Below are 18,177 nucleotides of genomic sequence, written 5' to 3'. Positions count from 1 at the left end.
AAAACAATCCTAGAACAACGTGAGCCCCGTAGATGGCGCAACTACGGGGAGCATCGGCGGCGGGACGCCATCGGCGAGGCCTTCTGCGACAGGTGGTTGATCGGGCGAATACAACTTGCCATCGCGATAGAGCACTTGTTTTCCAGGAACAGAGGGGATTCGCTCCCCCGGCAACACAATGCCGGCAAGGTTCATGGGATCGGCAGCGGCGACTCCTATAACTGCAGAGCAGTCACGGGTGCGCGCGGCACGGAGAGATTCAACAGCCTCGGGTAAAGCAAACTGCTCGCCACCAAAACCTGAGACAAAGCGGCCACCGCGAATCTCCCCCCGCGCTTCAAGACGGCGAAGGATACCAAGCAAGTCACGCCACTTTGGACTGTTGGATTCACGCAGAAGCAGGTCGCGGAAGAGAACGCCGTAGCGGCTCAAGAGCTGGCGTGCAAAAGATTCAAGTGCAGCGTCGGTGCGGCGAGCCTGCTCAATCGCAGTTGGGGCGGCGTGGAGTTCGGCGGAGAGAAGCGACCACCGTCCAGCGGTGCTGCGTGTGGCGCGTTTGCCCGAGTCTTGGCTGATGACAGACTTGCGACGCCCATCCATGATGGTGCGTAGCTGGTCGAACCCGTCGGCGGATGCGAGACCTGCCGTAGCGAGCTCCCAGAGCGCTTGTTGTATCTGCTGACGGCTGAGGTTGGCGATCCGCTGGATGTCATTGGCGAAGCAGGCCCCACGTTGCTTTAGGAGAGTACGGAGCTGCAAGGCCTCAGGGCTGAGCGCCGCAGCGAGTTTGGCCTCTTCCACGCATTGTTGTGTAAGTGCATGGGGGAGCCAATCTGCCGTCTCGCGAATGTAGAAGGTAATCGGCGCGGCATTGGTTGGGATGACGCGCCGGGGTGCAGCGCCATCGCCGGTCGACCAGGCGGGATGAGGCGAGATGCGGCCCCAGCCCACCGCTCCAGAGAGGCAAAGGGCATCCAGCCAGCGTTGGTCGTAGTTTGCGACTCGTGCGGGAAGCAGTGTGCGCTCCCACTCGACTGCGGGAGCTTCGAACCCTTCGAGCTGGCGAAGAGCTTCAAAAACTCCCTCTTCTCCAGAGAGCTGCGTCTGTGGAGCGAGATGTTGCCACGTGAGGAGCCACCGCATATAAACAGATGGCGTGACAGGTTCGATCTGTTTACGCAAAGTCGCCACGGTGCGTCGATGAATGCGCTGGAGGATGCGGCGCTCGCACCACTCAACGTCATGGTCTTCGGTTGCGGAGGGATACTCAAACGCTCCCCGCATGAGAAGGCCTTGCATCTCCATTGCAACGAACGCCTGGAATACAGCGGAGGGGTCGACGCCCAGTGTACGGGCGAAGGAGTTGGCAGTCGTAGGTCCAAGGATTTGCGACCATCCTTGAACACATTTTTGCAGAGCTGCCTCTTTTGTAACTCCTACGGTTTCATGATCCGCCCCCTGCCAAAGTGCGGCGACATGAGAGAGACGCTCGGTTGCGACCCAGCAGGAATTACCACCGAGATCGATAGTTTGAGCGCGTCCGGTGTGGCTGAGTCGCTCGTAGAAGCCAGGCCAGTGGCGGGCCTCGGCCGTGTCGAGGACGTGCAATGGAAGGGCTATGAGCGAGTGGAGAAGATCGTGGAGTTCATGCTCGTCGCGCAGGTCTGGCCATATCTCGTGGCGAACAGCAAGGATGGCCTGCGGGTCGAGTTTGCCAGGCTCTTCGGGAAGGCTGAGGCCAAGTGAGGTCGCGCGCGCCCGGCGCTCTTCAAGACCCGCCTCGTCAAGATAGGCGTACGGGTTGGCGTTGAGCAGCTCGTGCGCAAACTGCGACGGAGTTGGCGTATCGACGGCAAGACAGCGGATGCTTCCCTCTTTTATTCCGCGGAGTAGCTCGATGAGGCCTTCGAGATCCATCGCCTCCTGAAGAACGTCCTGCATGACTTCGTTCACGAGAGGGTGATCGGGAATCTGAATGTCCCCGACGATGGTCTCGAAGCAGGCAGCAGCTTGCGGAAAGACGCTTGCCATAAGGTCTTCCGAGCGGGTCCGTTGAATCTGTGGAGCAATACGCTTCCCTTTTGAGAAACGAAGAAGCTGCAAGCTACGGCCGGCAGCCCAGCGCCAGCGGTTTTTGAAGATCGGTGAGGCGATCGAGGCTTGTTCGAGGAGCTCCCTTGCGGTGTGCTCCGTAAGGAACTGAAAAACATCAGCGAGGGGAAAGCTATGCTGCTCGGCGAGAGAAATATTGATGCCGTTATCCGTGGCGGCAGCCTGAAGTTCGAAGTTGAAACCGCGGCAAAAGCGTTTACGGAGCGCCAGGCCCCAGGCTTTATTAATACGCCCCCCAAAGGGAGCATGAAGGATGAGTTGCATACCGCCACCATCGTCGAAGAATCGCTCGGCGATGATCGTGTTCTTCGACGGGACGGCACCGAGGACCGCGCGGCCAGTGACAATGTAAGCGATGAGTTGATGTGCACCACTCGCGCAGACGGAACAGACTTCCGTCAGCCACGCGGTTGCGTCGGCAACTTCAGGTTGAGCAGGCGAGATGTATCCAGGAACGACGTTAGGCGTCAGCGCAGAGATCTGCTCGCGTAGCTCGCTGACACCATCGGAGAGAACGCTCGTCCGTTGTGGGGCTTCGCCGAACCAGAAAGGAAGATTAGGCGGAGCCCCGTGAGCATCTTCAACCAGGACGCGACCCACAGCTTCAACACGCTGAATCCGCCAGCTCGCATTACCAAGGAGAACAACGTCCCCAGGGCTCGAGTCGACGGCGAAGTGTTCGTCAAGCGTCGCGATTTGAACGCCCTCTGGCTGGAGGATGACGTTATAAAGCGCAACATCTGGAATGGCACCACCATTTGAGATGGCGATCATGCGAGCGCCACGTCGGGGATGAAGATGATGCTGCACACCATCGCGGAGGAGGTAGGCACCATAGCGGCCTCGCGTGGACTCGATCCCTTCGGAGAGGATGGTGACTAGGGCATCGAATGCCTCGCGAGTCAGGCCGCGATAGGGGTAAGCGCGACGAAGAGTGTTGTACAGCGCGTCTTCCTGCCATGGCTCGGCTCCGCAACACGCAACGATCTGCTGCATCAGAACGTCCGCGGGCTGCGGAGGAATCTCTAATCTATCGAGTTCTCCCGCACGCATCTTACGAACAAGCGCGGCCTGTTCGAGTAAGTCGTCGCGAGTAGTGGCAAAGAAGCGCCCCTTCGGAATGGCCCCGCGCCAGTGACCAGCGCGGCCCACACGCTGCATGGCAACGCCCACCGCGCGCGTCGTGTTGATCTGACAGACGAGGTCGATATCGCCGATATCTATTCCAAGTTCAAGCGACGCCGTCGCTATCAGTATCTTTATCTCCCCGTTTTTCAACCGCTGTTCGGCATCGAGGCGAAGAGTGCGTGAGAGCGAACCGTGATGCGCAGCGACATGTTCGGAGCCGAGTCGAGTGGTGAGTTCAAAGGCAATCTTCTCTGCAAGGCGGCGGGTGTTGACGAAGACAAGGGTAGAGCGATGATTCTGAGCGTGGAGGGCCAACTTATCGAAGATCTCGGACCACATCCCATTCGTCGTGACAGAGCTGAGTTCGTCGCTAGGCACCTCAATGGCGAGATCGAGCTCGCGTCGCTGGCCAACCTGGATGATGTTGGCTGGCCTACGATCTTCGTGGATGCCTGTCAGAAAGCATGCAACGAGTTCAATTGGATTCTGCGTGGCAGACAGGCCAATTCGCTGCGGAGGGGTGTTGAGACCAGTAAGAAACTGTCCGGGGCTGAGACGGTTTTCTCCAGTAACGAGCGCATCGAGACGTTCAAGAGACAGAGCGAGATGCGCGCCACGTTTGTCATCGGCTACAGCGTGAATCTCATCCACGATGACAGTGCGGACGCGCCGAAGGTGTTCCCTGCTCTTACCGGCGGTAAGCAGAATGTAGAGAGATTCAGGAGTAGTGACAAGAATATGAGGCGGGTTGCGAAGCATGGCGGCGCGCTCTTTGGGCAGAGTGTCGCCAGTGCGAACGCCAGTACGAATCTCGGGGCAGAGATAGCCGCGCTCAAGCGCAAGCTGCTGAATCTCTGCAAGTGGGCCGTCAAGATTCTTTTGAACATCGTTCGAGAGCGCCTTGAGAGGGCTGACGTAGACGACCTGCGTGCTTGGAGCAAGTCGCCCCGAGATCGATTCACGTAGAAGCTGGTCGATACAGACTAAAAATGCTGCGAGAGTCTTTCCCGATCCAGTGGGTGCCGAGATCAGTGTGGCTTCCCCCGACACAACGCTGGGCCAGCCATGGACTTGGGGCTCGGTGGGGCTGCCGAATTTCGTGAGAAACCACTCGGCTGTGACAGGGTGTGCCCAGGCGAGCGATTGTGGAATCTCCAGCGGCATCCGCTGATTGTAGCTCGATTTTGTTCGTTCTTTCTTCGCCGCTTTGTTATCTACATGTTGCCGGTGCCGACATCAGAAGCGGCCGCAGCGGCGCTCGATTCGTCAAGGTATTGTTCAATCACTTTTTCCAGTGTTCCCTGTGCCGTGAGGATGAAATCGATCGCGTCGCGGCCGCCTCCAAAACCGCCCGGATTCGGGGTAACGTAGTGAGCCACGGCCTTAACCTCTTTGCGAGCATTGGCAGTCGCAATGGCAAGTCCGCACTGCCGCAAGACAGGCAGATCGATGATGTCGTCCCCGACATAAGCGAGCTGGTCGATGGTGTAACCAGTCTTTGCAAGAATCTCTTTGATGGCAGTCATCTTGTGAGACTGCCCTTGATAGATAAATTCGAGCTTGAGGTCGTTGGCGCGAATGGCGACTGTCTGGGACTGACGTTTGGTGATGATGCCGATGCGGAGGCCTCCAAGACGGCCCAGTGAGATGCCGAGCCCATCGTGTGCAGCGAAGCCTTTCGCCTCAACTCCATGGCCTTCGGCATTTGGTATGACGAAGATCTGGCCGTCAGTCAGTACGCCATCTACGTCGAAGATAAGAACTTTGATATTTTTTGCGCGGGCTTCTGCGGTCATGGAACGATGATAGCGTGGCAGGTCACGGTAAGGGCAACCCGTCAGGGGTTCGGTAAAAATTTAGATCATTACCGCCACCAACCCTCGGTCCAGACATACCCCGCGCCGATGGGCCTAATGACCGTCTACCCAAGCGACGCGGGAATGAGGCGGCCGCTCATAGACTCAGGGAATCCAGACGTAGCGGTCGCCGTCCCGACGGATTACTAGTCGCGACCTTCGCTCTCATCATGATTCCTCTTTAGCTCGTGAATCTTATCGCGGTGCACTTGCTGTGCCGCCTGAAGGTTATTCACTTCGCACTCGGATGCAACCGATGCGTCCTTGAGATTGAGATGGACTTCGATGGTTTCGATCTGAGCCTGCTGGTCATCCATATCCGCTTCAAAACGCTTCTTATCAGGATAAGACATCTGATACCCCCGAAGTATCCACGCAATGTGCGATACCGCTCACCACAGATGGTCTGTCGGCGGAAAGCTTGCCCGATTGGTTGGTACTTAGCGGGATGAGATGCTAGATCGCTCGTAGGCGATGTACCAGCGACCAGACTGATTCGAGAGAATACAATCTGCTCGCTGGAGATTTACTTCAATGTGTAAGGAAACTCGAAGACGAGTCCAGCGATTGGCAGCACAACGTTTACAAGCTGAGCGTGCTTATCGCGTTCGAAGAAAACTCGGCCTAGAGCGACCTCATTCGGAGGGAGAGAGGTCGCCGAGAGATCGCGCTGGCTTGCGGCCTTACCGGCCTCCTCTTTCAAAGCAGCCCTTCGCTTCGCTTCTTCGTAAAGCTGGTCGACGTTCGCGGTCTGGCTGGCGTCCGTCGCCTGCGCGGTAGAAGCTACCGGGGCTGATGGAACAGCGACAGAGGAAGCAGCGGAGGCAGTCTGAGGAGCAGAAGGGTTCTGGGTTGCCGGAAGGAGGTCCTTCAAGCCGGTGGGGGGAATATAGAGCAACACCTTAGGCTTAGGAGTCACAACTTCGACGCGGAAGTCTTCCGGCGTGAGACTCTGCGACATGACCGTGTTGTTAGCGATGCTGACGTCCGCACGAGTGTAAGCACCTTCCTGGGACACTGCGACCATTACGGTAAAGCGAGGTGTGTTGATCACCTTATAGGTACGACCGTACAGGGTTTTGTTCGTGCAGTTTGCATTGACCTGACAGGTAATAACGTTATCGGGGAGGATGGTCTTAGGAACACTCGCGGCGAATGACAAGGTTGGGGAGGTGAGGGCGAAGAGGAGGGAGAGTTTTTGAATTTGAGTCATTGGTGACCTCCTGCTACATCGCAGTAGAGGTAACTTAGCAGTTACCAAGGAGGTACAGAATTACTCGATAGTTGTACAAGGTCGAACGCGACAAGACTGAAATGGGGCGTAAATTGCGAACGGGTTGCAGGCCGACGCATGAACGTCTGCTTGCAACCCCGTTTGCTGTTCTGTTGGGCACGGCAAGGCTACATACTGTTCCGCAGCGTGCCGCTCGAGATCGGGTGAATTAGGCGGGCTGAATGTTTGCAGCCTGCTTGCCCTTGGGGCCAGTGGTGATGTCAAACGTTACGCGCTGCCCTTCCTGGAGGGACTTAAAGCCGCTGGAGTTGATTGCCGAGTAATGCGCGAAGAGATCCTCTCCACCGTCTTCCGGGGTGATAAAGCCAAAACCTTTTGCGTCGTTAAACCACTTCACTGTTCCGTTTGCCATGATGCTTCCTGCTTTCGTAAGGCGATATTTCGCCATTACTTATAAGGGTAGCAGGATGTGAGCGAATTTCAATCAATAAGCTTACAGGTTTTTTCAATTAGAGAGGCTGTGCCGCCTCCAGCTTGCCCGACAAGCATTGATTATTGCTGTCTAGACAGACGGAATACTCCCTAAAAGTGAAGTTATCGAGCGAATCGAGGCACTCCTCCGTCCACCAGGGTAGAAACCATGTCGATCAGGTCCCGAGGAAGTAACGGCGTCGCACCAGGCTGAGACGCTACAAAGCTGCCGCAAAGATTGCCGATCTCCGGCATTCTTGCCAGTGGAGCACCACTCAAGTAGGCATGCACCAGCCCGGCCGTGAAGGCATCCCCAGCTCCAACGGGATCCACAAGCTTGATTGGGAAGCCAGTATGAATATGAACCTCTTGTCGAGTAACAATCAGGCTTCCGTGTGCTCCCAGAGTCACAGCCACCAACTGACACTGGGGGAAATTAGCCAGCAAAGATCGCGCGGCAACCTGTGGCATGTTCGAGGTTAGCGGCCTGCCAAGCTGAGAAAAGACCAGAGGCAACTCCTCTTCGCTAATCTTGATCATCGTTGCGTGCAGCATCGACCAGGACAAGATCTCCGGCCCGATGTACGGCATTCGAATATTGACGTCGCACACCCGAACGCAGTTGGATGGGGTCGATTCGACGAAGCTTCGAATGGTCGAACGAGAGACCTCCGATCGCTGACTAAGTGTGCCAAAACAAACCGCGTCCGCTAACGGCGCGCTCGCGCTGATCTCCGGGGTCAGCTGAATGTAGTCCCACGCGACGCCGGTGGAGATCGTATAACTCGGCTGATTTTCAGACGACAAAGCGACCTGGACAGTGCCTGTCGGGTATGTAGTGCTGACCTGAACATTGTGCAGATCCAGATTTGGCTGCGCCAACACCCGGCTCGCGGTCCTGCCATAGTCATCGTCGCCAATGCTGGTGATTAACTCGGCACGGTCGCCTAACCTCGCACAGAAGACGGCAAAGTTTGCGAGCGCTCCACCCAATCTGGGCCCATTGGGTAGAATGTCCCACAGCAACTCACCGATGCCGACGATCCGGGGAACACTATTTCCAGACATACTCTCCTTCCGACGTGCCTCACCCACAGTCTTCGAGGTGTATCTCATTTTCAAGTCGTCGCCGCTTTTATCCGGCGAACATTGCCGGACAATGTTATGCCATATATTTTGATTCCGTAAGCCCTCTTGGATCAGCGCAGCGACACACCACAACGGAAGCTCAAAAGGAGTTCCTAAATGCAGTTAGGCCTGTTCACACCAATATTCAACGCCCTTTCTCTGGACGCGGCACTTGCCGAGATAAAGCGGTATCCCGAAATCAGCATGATCGAGATCGGTACAGGCGGGTGGCCTGGAGGCAACCATCTCGATCTGGACGCCCTGCTTGCAGATAAAGAGAAGGCGCATGCATTCCGCTCAAAGCTGAACGATGCAGGCCTTACGATCAGCGCACTCTCCTGCCACAACAATCCAGTGCATCCGAATAAAGAGATCGCTCGTCGCGACGATGCGGTGTTGCGCAAGACCATACAACTAGCCGAGCAGATTCATGTGCCTGTCGTAATAACTTTTTCAGGATGTCCAGGAGCCTCCGCCGAAGACGTAACGCCGAACTGGATCACAGCGGCATGGCCTCCGGAGTTCGCAGACGCCTTAGCGTGGCAATGGGAGCAGCGACTCATCCCCTACTGGAAAAACACCGGCACCTTCGCTGCAGACGCAGGAGTGAAGATTGCCTTGGAGGCGCACCCAGGCTTCTGCGTCTATAACCCCGAGACCCTCCTGAAGCTGCGCGCCGCCACAAACGCCTCCATCGGGATCAATCTGGATCCGAGCCACATGTGGTGGCAAGGCATCGATATCCCTACTGCCATCACCGAGTTAGGCGAATCGATCTTTCATTTTCATGCGAAGGACGTCGCGATCAACGAAGCGATGCGCAATCGCAACGGCGTACTCGACACAAAGAGCTATCGTGAGATGGCTCAACGATCGTGGCTGTTTCGATCCGTGGGTTGGGGACACAGTGAATTGGAGTGGAAGCGGATTGCTTCAGCACTAAGGCTCGCAGGATACGACTACGTCATGAGCATTGAGCATGAGGATGCGCTGGCATCCACACATGAGGGACTGTCTTCCGCGATATCAATGCTCTCCCGTGTACTCCTGAAAGAGCCGCCGGTCGAGCCTTGGTGGACGTAGCGCTTAGCAGTGAGAGAACAGCTACAGAGGCGACTCGACCGGCAAGGCCCCAGCGCTCTCAAGCGTGCTGACCGAAGATTTCTCAGTATCCGAAAAAGTAAGCAGAAATAAAACGAGAACGACCCCTGAAGCACCCGCAGCAAACAGCCAGATAGAACGCCATGCATGCATGGTCTCACCGCCTGCTGCTACAGCGCTATAGTGTTCAACGACCGCGCCAGAGAGCCACGAGCCCACAAACATACCGGCGCCGTACGTAATGAAGGTGATGAGACCCTGCGCCGCAGCACGCAGAGCCAACGACGCCTTGCGGTCAATGTAGATCTGTCCAGTGACGAAGAAAAAGTCATAACAGATGCCGTGCAACAGGATGCCAAGCCAGAACATCCACATACGATCGCCCACGCCGCCATACGCAAAGAGAACGTAACGCAAGACCCACGCTGACATGCCCGCAACCAGCATGTATTTAACACCGAGTCTGCGAAAGAACCACGGGATCAGCAGCATGCAGAAGAGCTCCGACATCTGACCGCCGGTCATCTTCCCTGCCGCGTTCTGTACTCCCGCCTCGTTCAGAAACAGGTTGGTAAAAGCATAGTAAAACTGCAACGGTATGCAAATGAGAAATGAGGCGATAGCGAAGACTGCCATCGAACGCTCACGCAGCAACGCCACCGCTTCGCGCGGAAATACACTCGCCAACGTAAAGCGCCCTACACGCGCCAATGGCGGGGTGTCTGGGAGCGTGAGGCAATAGATGGCCATCAAGATGGACAGGGCTGCGGCGAGTTGAAGAGGACGAGCGGTGCTTTCCAACCGCAACGATCCGACGAGCAGGCCGCCTGTGATCCAACCGGCTGTGCCAAGAACACGGATTGGGCCAAACTCCTCTTTAGGATCACGCATCTGGCGAAATGCAAGAGAGTTCGTAAGAGCCAGCGTCGGCATAAAGCACAGACAGTAGAGCAGCAGGAGAATGTAGATGTTGCCAAAAGCCACCTGCTGAGATGCGAAGAAGAGAAGCAGACCCCCGATGAGATGAAGCGCGGCGAGAACGCGTTGGGTAGCGAAGAGCTTGTCGGCGACGAGGCCAACGAAGAAGGGGGCAATCATAGCTCCGACCGCAGTGGTTCCGGCAGCGAGACCGATCTGTTGGCCGGTGAAGTGCAGCGACGAAGCCAACCAGGTGCCGAGAGTTACATACCAGGAGCCCCAGATGAAGTACTCCAGAAACATCATTGCGCCAAGCCGTGCCCTGATCTGCATCTTCACGATGTTGCCGTCCCTTCTCGTCTTCGAAGTTCAATCTTACTTGCTGGGTCCAGTCGGCAGCGCGAACGCCACGTACGCGGCTCCCTGCGGCCCTTTGGGGTTACGTGCGTTACTGGTTGCGATGACAAGATACTGACGGCCATCGATCATATAAGTAGCTGGTGTGGCGTTGCCTGCATAGGGCAGATCGCCCGACCATAACAACGCGCCTGTTCGACTATCGAAGGCCCGCATCGTGTGGTCGAAGTTGGTGGCAGCGATGAAGACGATTCCGCCCGCGGTGACAATTGGTCCGCCATAGTTCTCGCTCCCAGTATCTTTCATCCCCTTCTGCGCCAGCTCCGGATATTCACCCAGCGGTATCTTCCAGAGATAGCGGCCGGTATTCAGATCAATGGCGTTGAGAGTACCCCAGGGTGGCACCACAGCAGGATATCCGTCAGGATCGAGAAACTTGCGATAACCGGTAAAGCGGTATTTTGCGAGGCCGCCGGGAGGAGCAAGTGTGGACTCTACCTCTTTCTTTGAAGAGTTGCCCGATGCAACTGCCTCTTCGACCATGGGCGAGTTGCTGTCCCCTAAAAACTTCAGCAGAGACGCGGTATCGGTGTCGGTCAGCTTGTGGAACGACGGCATGCGGCCTTTGCCATTGTGAATGTTATCCAAAATCTGCTTATCGGAGAGGCGAATCCGAACACCGATAAGGCCAGGATAGTTTGACGGCGCGCCCAGCAGGTCATCACCGTGGCAGATTGCGCAGTTATGGTCATAAATCTTTGCACCGGCGATCTCTGCGCGATTGCCTGACTTCGGTGAGGGAGCTCCTGATGCACCGCCAGCCCCTGCATCACCGGTTTTCAGATATTCAAGCACAGCGGTGAGACGCGCCGCTTCGACATTTGGAAACGACGGCATCCGGCCTTTCCCATTGTGGATGATCGCAGTGATCTCCGCATCAGAGAGGCGTTTCTGCTCATCAATGAGTGATGGAAATGCAGGCGGTGCGCCCTTTCGATCGCCTCCATGGCACATCGAGCATTGGCTCTGGTAGACACTCGAGCCAAGACTTCCGCCAACCTTGTTCTCGGTGAGCCCTCCAGTCCATACGAGATCGTTCGCGTTGATGTAGATGATGCCGGTCTTTACATCCACGGCCGAACCACCCCACTCAGCGCCGCCGTCGAAGCCGGGAAAGACGACCGTTTGTTTATCAACGCTGAAGGGGACAAATAGCCCATTACTGACGAAGGTTTTGAACTGCTCGACAGCCCACGCGTGGGCATCAGGAGTACGCGTGGTGAGCATATCCTCAGTCAGTCTCTGGCGCGCATAAGGCTCAGGCAACAGTGGCACTGGTTGCGTGGGAGAAGTTTTTTCGCCGGGCGCAGTCGAAGCGGGAAACGGATGCTCTTCGATCGGAAAGAGCGGCTTACCCGTCGTGCGGTCGAAGAGAAACAGATAGCCCTGCTTCGTGGTCTGGGCCACGGCGTCGACCTGCTTTCCGTGCGAGCGAACCGTGACCAGAGAGGGTGGTGAAGGAAAATCACGGTCCCATATATCGTGATGGACACCCTGAAAGTGCCAGATTCGCTTTCCCGTATTCGCATCAAGCGCCAGCAGCGTGTTGGCGTAGAGATCGTCGCCTATGCGATCTGCTCCATAGAAATCGTTGACAGCCGAACCCGTTGGCACATAGACGATGCCGCGCCTTTCATCGAGAGCCATGCCGGCCCAGTTGTTCGCAGCGCCGGTTACCTTCCATGCATCCTTCGGCCACGTCTCGTACCCTGGCTCTCCCGGACGAGGAACAGTGTGAAAGATCCAGCGGAGTTTGCCGGTATGCACATCGTAGGCGCGAATGTCACCCCGAAGAGCAGGCCGCGTCTCCGGTGCGCGAAAGCCGACGATGATCGTATCCTTATAAACCAGCCCCGGCGACGTGAGAGCGGCAAAGGCCTGCGAGATATCGCCCTCAGTAAGATCTTTGCGCAGGTCGATCTTGCCGCCATCTCCAAAGCTCGAAACCAACTTACCGTTTGCTGGATCGATCGCGTACAAATTGCTCAATAGACCAGCAAAGAGAATGCTTTGTGTTCCATCAGTCCAGTAGCTTAACCCACGCGTCGGCTGAAGTCCCGGAGTACCAGAATCGAAGGTCCAGAGCTTCTTTCCTGTAGAAGCGTCAAGCGCAATCACCTTCTGCGTCGGGGTGAACGCAAACATCACTCGTCCCACGATCAAGGGGTTGGTCTGCAACCCACCTGCCTCTTTTGTGTCGAATGTCCAGGCAACCTTCAGCTTGCCCACATTGCTGCGATCAATCTGATGCAAAGCAGAATAACGATCATCCGCGCTCTGACCACCATAGACCGGCCAGTCCGTCCTGCCGACGGAATGATCCTTAGCACCAACCTCCGCAAGGATTGTCTTGCGGCTACCAAAGCACAGCGAAACAACGACTCCACCAACAACTACCAAAACAACCCGACGCATACCCACCGTGCGGGCTAATATATCTGAGAATTTCGCTGAAGTTTTCGTCACGCGCATCCACTAATCCGTGTACTTGATGATTTGCATGAACCCGTAGTCCATGTGGAGCTGTTGATGACAATGCAGTAGTGAATCACCAGGATTATCTGCGACAAAATCCACGGCAAGCGTCTGAAGCGGCATGACATTAATCGTGTCTTTGATGAGACCACTCATAGTCTGATCCCCAACTCGCGTCACCTCAAAACTGTGTCGATGCAGGTGAATCGGATGCTGATCGCCGCTGGCATTGCGAAAGACCATCCGATATCGCTTTCCACGCTTTACCTTCAGCGGCTTCACATCCGGCCATGCATCACCATTGATAGTCCACGTATCAAAGTTCGCTCCCTTAAGCGCGCCAGCATCGCGAAACGTAAGAGTAAAAGTCTCGTCCGGCTGCACAACCGAATCCTTCGAACCGAAGCGTGTGTAATCCCACTCAACAGGTTCAGGATCGTGCCACACCGGCTCGCCCGACCGCCCCGCATACTCCACGACAACCCCCAACCCCATATCGCGCCCATCCTTCAGTGTCGATCCAAGCACCCACACACCCGGCGAATTCATCTCAACAATGGCATCAACTCGCTCAGCCACTGCCAGCGAAATCACTTCAACCGAAGTTGGATTTGGCACAGGATTACCATCCATCGCGATGACCCGAAACGTGTGCCCCGGCAGCGCGAGCATCACATTCTCGGTTGCGCTCGCATTCAGCAACCGAAACAGCACGCGCTCCCCCTGTTTCACGCGAATCGGTTCCCCAGCGCCCAGCATATGCGCATTGACAGTGGCGTACTTATACCCAACGTCAGACCCCGAAGTCTGCGGCATATTCTGCGATTCGGCACGCATCGTCTCAACCATTGGGACAAAGTGCGGTCCCCAGTGATGAATCGCCAGGTTGACTTCCCTGTCATGCCGCCCAGGATCAGCACCATCGACCAGAAGAAATCCAAACTGCCCGGTATACGCAGCCAGCGACAGATCTCCCATCGCCATCGCGTGCGTATGGTACCAACGCGTCCCAGACGGATTCGGCATAAGTTGATAACGAAGCGTCGCCCCCGGCGATATGATCGGAGACCCCTCCTCGACCGCACCATCATTGAGAGAATCGGTAGTCAGTCCATGCCAATGCACGAGATCCGGCTTCGACGTCGCATTCGTTACATCGATCGTCACCGGCTTATTCTTCTTCAAGCGGAGCAGCGGACCCGGCACCTGGCCGTTATAAGCAACCGTCGCGATCTGCACTCCTCGGCCAATATCCAACGTACAAGCTTCGATTCGCAAGCGCAGATCTGGCGATCCACCATGGGACGACGCCAGCCCCAAAGGCACACTCGCATTTGCCCACGCTGCTCCAGCCCCGACGACAAAACTTCTTCGGTTCATCAATGGTTCGTTCATCCTTGAACTTTTAATCAACGCCATCGGGTAATAGACGTCCGACCGCTTCGTTGTCCAGAGTCTTGATCATCCTAGCGCAGCGCGTGTCACTTGCGTATCACCTTGTCCAGTTGGTAACGCTTAGGCATATTCAATCCGATGACCAAATCATCAGCCGCAGCATCTTGCTATCTATGCGAGCCGATTCTGTGTGTCTTCATCGCATTGCCACGGAGCCCGCCCGCCATTGACAGCCCTCTCAATGGACGCGCATAGTCTTTGAGGTTAAACGTTTGCCTAAGATGCCTACCTTTTGTACGAACGCAGCATCAAAGCGCCTAGAAGCGCGAGTTGCCGGCGTTTCCACTCAGGAGGCCTCATGTTTCACTTTGACTCAAAAAAATCCCCCCAACGCCCGAGACTACGGCAGTACTTGCTGAGCCGGGCAGTCGTCGCCATCACCATTCTGTGCCTCAGCACCACAGTCGCACAGGCTCAGTTCCGAGCATCCATCCAGGGCACAGTCACCGATCCGCAGGGCGAAGTTATTCCAGGAGCCACCCTCACTCTGACCGACGCCGACACCAACCACGCAGTCACGGCAACCTCCAACGCCAGCGGCGTATACAACTTCAATGCACTTCCGCCCGATCACTTCAACCTGACCGTTGAGGCTAAGGGTTTCAAGCAGCAGCTCATTCAGAACGTGCAGATCATTCCAGAGCAGGCCAACGCGATTAACGTTCAATTGGCCCTTGGCGAGGCGAGCACCAGTGTCACCGTATCGGGCGATGCCATCGCCCCGCTCGAAACTGCAACCGCATCCACGAGCGGCGTCGTCAGCAGCAATCAGATTCAGCACCTTCCCTCAGCCGGCCGCGATGTCTTCCAGCTTGCCCAACTTGCCCCCGGAGTCTTCGGCGACGGTTCCCAGGGTTCAGGCGGAGGCACCAACAACCTTCCCGGCACCACCGGCCCCGGAGGCTCCTCCGGCGGCGCAGGCATCTTTCAAACTGAAAACAATCCGCAGGTCATCGCAAACGGCGCGCAGAACTCCAGCAACGGCATCAGCATCGACGGCATCAGCACCGTCAGCGCCGTCTGGGGCGGAGCCTCCATCATCACCCCCAACGAAGACTCTGTTGATAACGTCAAAATCGTCTCCAATAGCTACGACGCGGAAAACGGTCGCTTCAGCGGAGCCGGTTTGCAGGTCACTTCAAAGAGCGGTACCAACAACTGGCACGGCAGCCTCTTCTTCCGCGCCAACCGCCCCGGCCTCAACGCCTACCAACGCTACAACGGCGTGTCCTTCTACAACCCGGCAAATACTACGCCTGCGGAAAAAGGCCTCACTCGCGATACGCAGCAGTTCAACCAGTACGGCGGCAGTGTCGGCGGTCCCGTTTGGAAAGACCGCGTCTTCGCCTTCTTCGCCTACGAGACCATTCGCAACAGCTCCTCGCTCACCGCAACAAGCTGGTACGACACCTCCGCATTCGACGCGCTTGCACCACCCAACAGCATCGCCGCAACCTTTCTCACCTTCCCCGGCGCTGGCGTAGCTTCATCCGGACTCATCGATCAGAACTGCGCAAGCATCGGTCTCATTGAAGGCACCAACTGCCATCACATTCCAGGACAGGGCCTCAATCTCGGCTCCCCCCTCACCAGCGGTCTCGGCACGCAGGACCTCACCTTCCAGAACCCCACAAATCCAGGTGTAGGAAACGGTCTCTCCAACACACCGGATATCGCAGACTTTACCACCGTCAATCCCACCTCCAACACCGATGTCCAGTACAACGGACGTCTCGATGCTGACGTGACTAAAAAAGATCACGTTGCCTTCGCCATCTATTGGGTGCCCGTCTCCAGCACCAGCTACAACGGCCCTGTGCGCCCTTATAACCTGTTCCATCATGACCAGATCAACGACGCCTTCTCCGTCATCTGGAACCACATCTTCTCTCCTACCTTCCTCAACGAGGCCCGCGCCAACGCTGCAGGCTGGCGATTCAATGAGGTCGCCTCCAACCCACAGGCTCCCTTAGGGCTGCCGCAGGACACAGTCGACAACATCGGCAGCCTCACTGCAACAAACACAGCAAACACCTTCCAGACCTTCGGCTTTCCCGGACCTGCGGACTTCAACCAGTGGACCTACACCTACAAAGACGTAGCCACCAAGGTCCAGGGAAATCACACTATTAAATTCGGCGGCGAACTCACTCGTCTGTCCTACCTCAACAACCCCACCTACGCCGCTCGACCGAGCTACAACTTTTACAACATCTGGGACTTCCTCAACGACGCTCCACATACAGAGAACGGCAGCTTCAGCCCGATCACCGGTACACCCACCACAAACCGGCAGGACGACCGCCAAAATCTCTGGGGCTTCTTCGTTCAGGACGACTGGAAGGCCGGTCCCAACCTCACCTTCAATCTGGGCCTGCGCTATACCTACTTCGACTCGCTCTCTACCAAGCAGAACAACCTCAGCACCGTCGTTCTGGGCTCAGGAGCCAACACCTTCACGGGCCTTTCTATCAGACAGGGAGGCAACCTCTGGAGTCCCCAGAAGGGCAACTTCGGCCCGCAGTTAGGGTTCGCCTGGAGTCCAGGCGCATTCCACAGTAAATTCGTCCTCCGCGGCGGCTTCGGACTCAACTACGACGAGGAGGAGATCGCCATCACAGGCAACGCATACAACAATCCGCCGGGCGTCATTAACGCTTCTTTCACCAGCGGCGGCCCAACCTCCATCAATCCGGCTATCCTCTACGCCATCGCGCCAACCTCTCACTCGCTCTTCGGCTTTCCTCCAAACCCCAATACCATCGGTACCTTTAACAGTGCCGGTCTCCCGGTTAAAGGCGGCATCGGCCTCACTGCTTTTCCCGCCCATCTGCCCACAGCCTACACAGAGCACTACTCGCTCGATACCCAGTTCGATCTCGGCCATCAACTCGTCGCCACCGTCGGATACTCGGGCAGCGCAGCGCATCACACCATCATCCAGTCCAACGCCTACGTCACTGCCATAGCGAACGGTATTCCTCTCAACCCTCTCGCCAACCAGGTGGACTACTTCGGCAACTACGGCGCTGCTAGCTACAACGCCTTGCTCCTCGGCTTCAAGCAGGCCATGGCGCATCGCTTCCAGGTCGACGCTCAGTTCCAGTTGTCGAAAAGCTTGGACAACACCTCACAGCCCTACTACGAAGATCCGTATCCCTTCAACTCATCCCTCGCCTGGGGCCCCTCAGACTACAACGTAAGCAAGGCCTTCAAGATCTACGGGGTCTGGCAACCGGTGATCTTCAGCGGCGGTCACGCTTGGCTTGAAAAGATCGTTGGAGGCTGGTCTCTCAGCGGCATCTTCAACCTCCACACCGGCTTCCCCTGGACGCCAAGTGTCAGCACCGGAAGCAACCTTTACTACCCCAACAGCGGCTACACCACCCTTCGTCCCGCTGCCTATCTGGGCGGTGCGCACAACAATCACAGCAACGATGCCTTCAAATCCGGACCCGGCGTAGGCAACGGCGTCAATCAGAACTTCCCCCTGGCCGCCGCGGAGACCGGGACCGCCTACTTCGTGACGCCCGCATTCACCCCCGGCTCCGGCGTCCCGCAGCTTCCGGGAGTCGGCAGAAACTCACTCGTAGGTCCTGGATACAAATCCCTCGACGGAACGCTCACCAAGGCCTTCGGCCTGCCTAAAATGCCCGTACTCGGCGAAAACGCAAGGATCGAAATTCGCGCCGACGCCTTCAACTTCCTAAACAACCTCAACTTCAACCCGAACAGCGTCTCCAATAACATCACCGCAACCAACTTCGGCCAGGCACAGTCAGCTCTCAGTGGCCGTATCGTCAACCTGCAAGCTCGCTTCAGCTTCTAACGTCGCTTGTCGCAAAATAAAGAAAGAGGATGTTCATCAGGAGCATCCTCTTT

11 protein-coding genes are annotated in these 18,177 nt (G+C 56.6%); 2 read left to right on the top strand and 9 right to left on the bottom strand.

From position 1 onward, the window contains the following. Positions 1–9: 9 nt before the first annotated feature. The 6 genes from RBB82_RS15160 to RBB82_RS15135 all read right to left on the bottom strand — a co-directional run bounded on the left by RBB82_RS15160 (position 10) and on the right by RBB82_RS15135 (position 7,869). Positions 10–4,404, bottom strand: coding sequence for a DEAD/DEAH box helicase (locus tag RBB82_RS15160; protein WP_433971549.1), 4,395 nt, complete (start codon positions 4,402–4,404; stop codon positions 10–12). Positions 4,405–4,454: 50 nt separating this feature from the next. Beyond that, positions 4,455–5,036: a KdsC family phosphatase gene (locus tag RBB82_RS15155; RefSeq protein ID WP_433971548.1), complete on the bottom strand. Its 582-nt coding sequence runs from the start codon at positions 5,034–5,036 to the stop codon at positions 4,455–4,457. Positions 5,037–5,242: 206 nt separating this feature from the next. Next, on the bottom strand, positions 5,243–5,449 hold the full coding sequence (locus RBB82_RS15150) for a hypothetical protein (RefSeq protein WP_433971546.1): 207 nt from the start codon (positions 5,447–5,449) through the stop codon (positions 5,243–5,245). Positions 5,450–5,622: 173 nt separating this feature from the next. Continuing rightward, positions 5,623–6,309, bottom strand: a complete 687-nt coding sequence (locus tag RBB82_RS15145) for a hypothetical protein (protein WP_433971545.1) — start codon at positions 6,307–6,309, stop codon at positions 5,623–5,625. Between the two features lie 229 nt (positions 6,310–6,538). Continuing rightward, positions 6,539–6,742, bottom strand: coding sequence for a cold-shock protein (locus tag RBB82_RS15140; RefSeq protein WP_020712649.1), 204 nt, complete (start codon positions 6,740–6,742; stop codon positions 6,539–6,541). Positions 6,743–6,924: 182 nt separating this feature from the next. Then, positions 6,925–7,869: a carbohydrate kinase family protein gene (locus RBB82_RS15135; protein ID WP_433971543.1), complete on the bottom strand. Its 945-nt coding sequence runs from the start codon at positions 7,867–7,869 to the stop codon at positions 6,925–6,927. Between the two features lie 177 nt (positions 7,870–8,046). Here RBB82_RS15135 and RBB82_RS15130 point away from each other — a divergent pair, with 177 nt between their 5' ends. Beyond that, the gene (locus RBB82_RS15130; RefSeq protein ID WP_433971542.1) at positions 8,047–9,012 is read left to right on the top strand and encodes a sugar phosphate isomerase/epimerase family protein; all 966 of its coding nucleotides are present in this window, start codon (positions 8,047–8,049) and stop codon (positions 9,010–9,012) included. A gap of 21 nt (positions 9,013–9,033) precedes the next feature. On the opposite strand, the gene RBB82_RS15125 is transcribed toward RBB82_RS15130, so the two are convergent. The 3 genes from RBB82_RS15125 to RBB82_RS15115 are packed head-to-tail and all read right to left on the bottom strand — an operon-like array spanning position 9,034 to position 14,220. Next, positions 9,034–10,281, bottom strand: coding sequence for a nucleoside permease (locus tag RBB82_RS15125; RefSeq protein ID WP_433975390.1), 1,248 nt, complete (start codon positions 10,279–10,281; stop codon positions 9,034–9,036). Positions 10,282–10,323: 42 nt separating this feature from the next. After that, positions 10,324–12,780: a c-type cytochrome gene (locus RBB82_RS15120; RefSeq protein ID WP_433971541.1), complete on the bottom strand. Its 2,457-nt coding sequence runs from the start codon at positions 12,778–12,780 to the stop codon at positions 10,324–10,326. Positions 12,781–12,840: 60 nt separating this feature from the next. Further along, positions 12,841–14,220 carry a multicopper oxidase family protein gene (locus RBB82_RS15115; RefSeq protein ID WP_433971540.1) on the bottom strand — a complete coding sequence of 460 codons (1,380 nt, stop codon included), beginning with the start codon at positions 14,218–14,220 and terminating at the stop codon, positions 12,841–12,843. 373 nt (positions 14,221–14,593) lie between these two features. Between RBB82_RS15115 and RBB82_RS15110 the strand changes: the two genes are divergently transcribed. Further along, positions 14,594–18,124, top strand: a complete 3,531-nt coding sequence (locus RBB82_RS15110; protein ID WP_433971539.1) for a carboxypeptidase regulatory-like domain-containing protein — start codon at positions 14,594–14,596, stop codon at positions 18,122–18,124. Positions 18,125–18,177 lie beyond the last annotated feature (53 nt).

The organism is Tunturiibacter lichenicola (genome assembly GCF_051013355.1).
GTDB classification, from domain to species: Bacteria; Acidobacteriota; Terriglobia; order Terriglobales; family Acidobacteriaceae; genus Edaphobacter; species Edaphobacter lichenicola_F.
The sequence above is the reverse complement of the archived record's forward strand: the minus strand, read 5'-3'. Positions and strand labels throughout refer to the sequence as shown.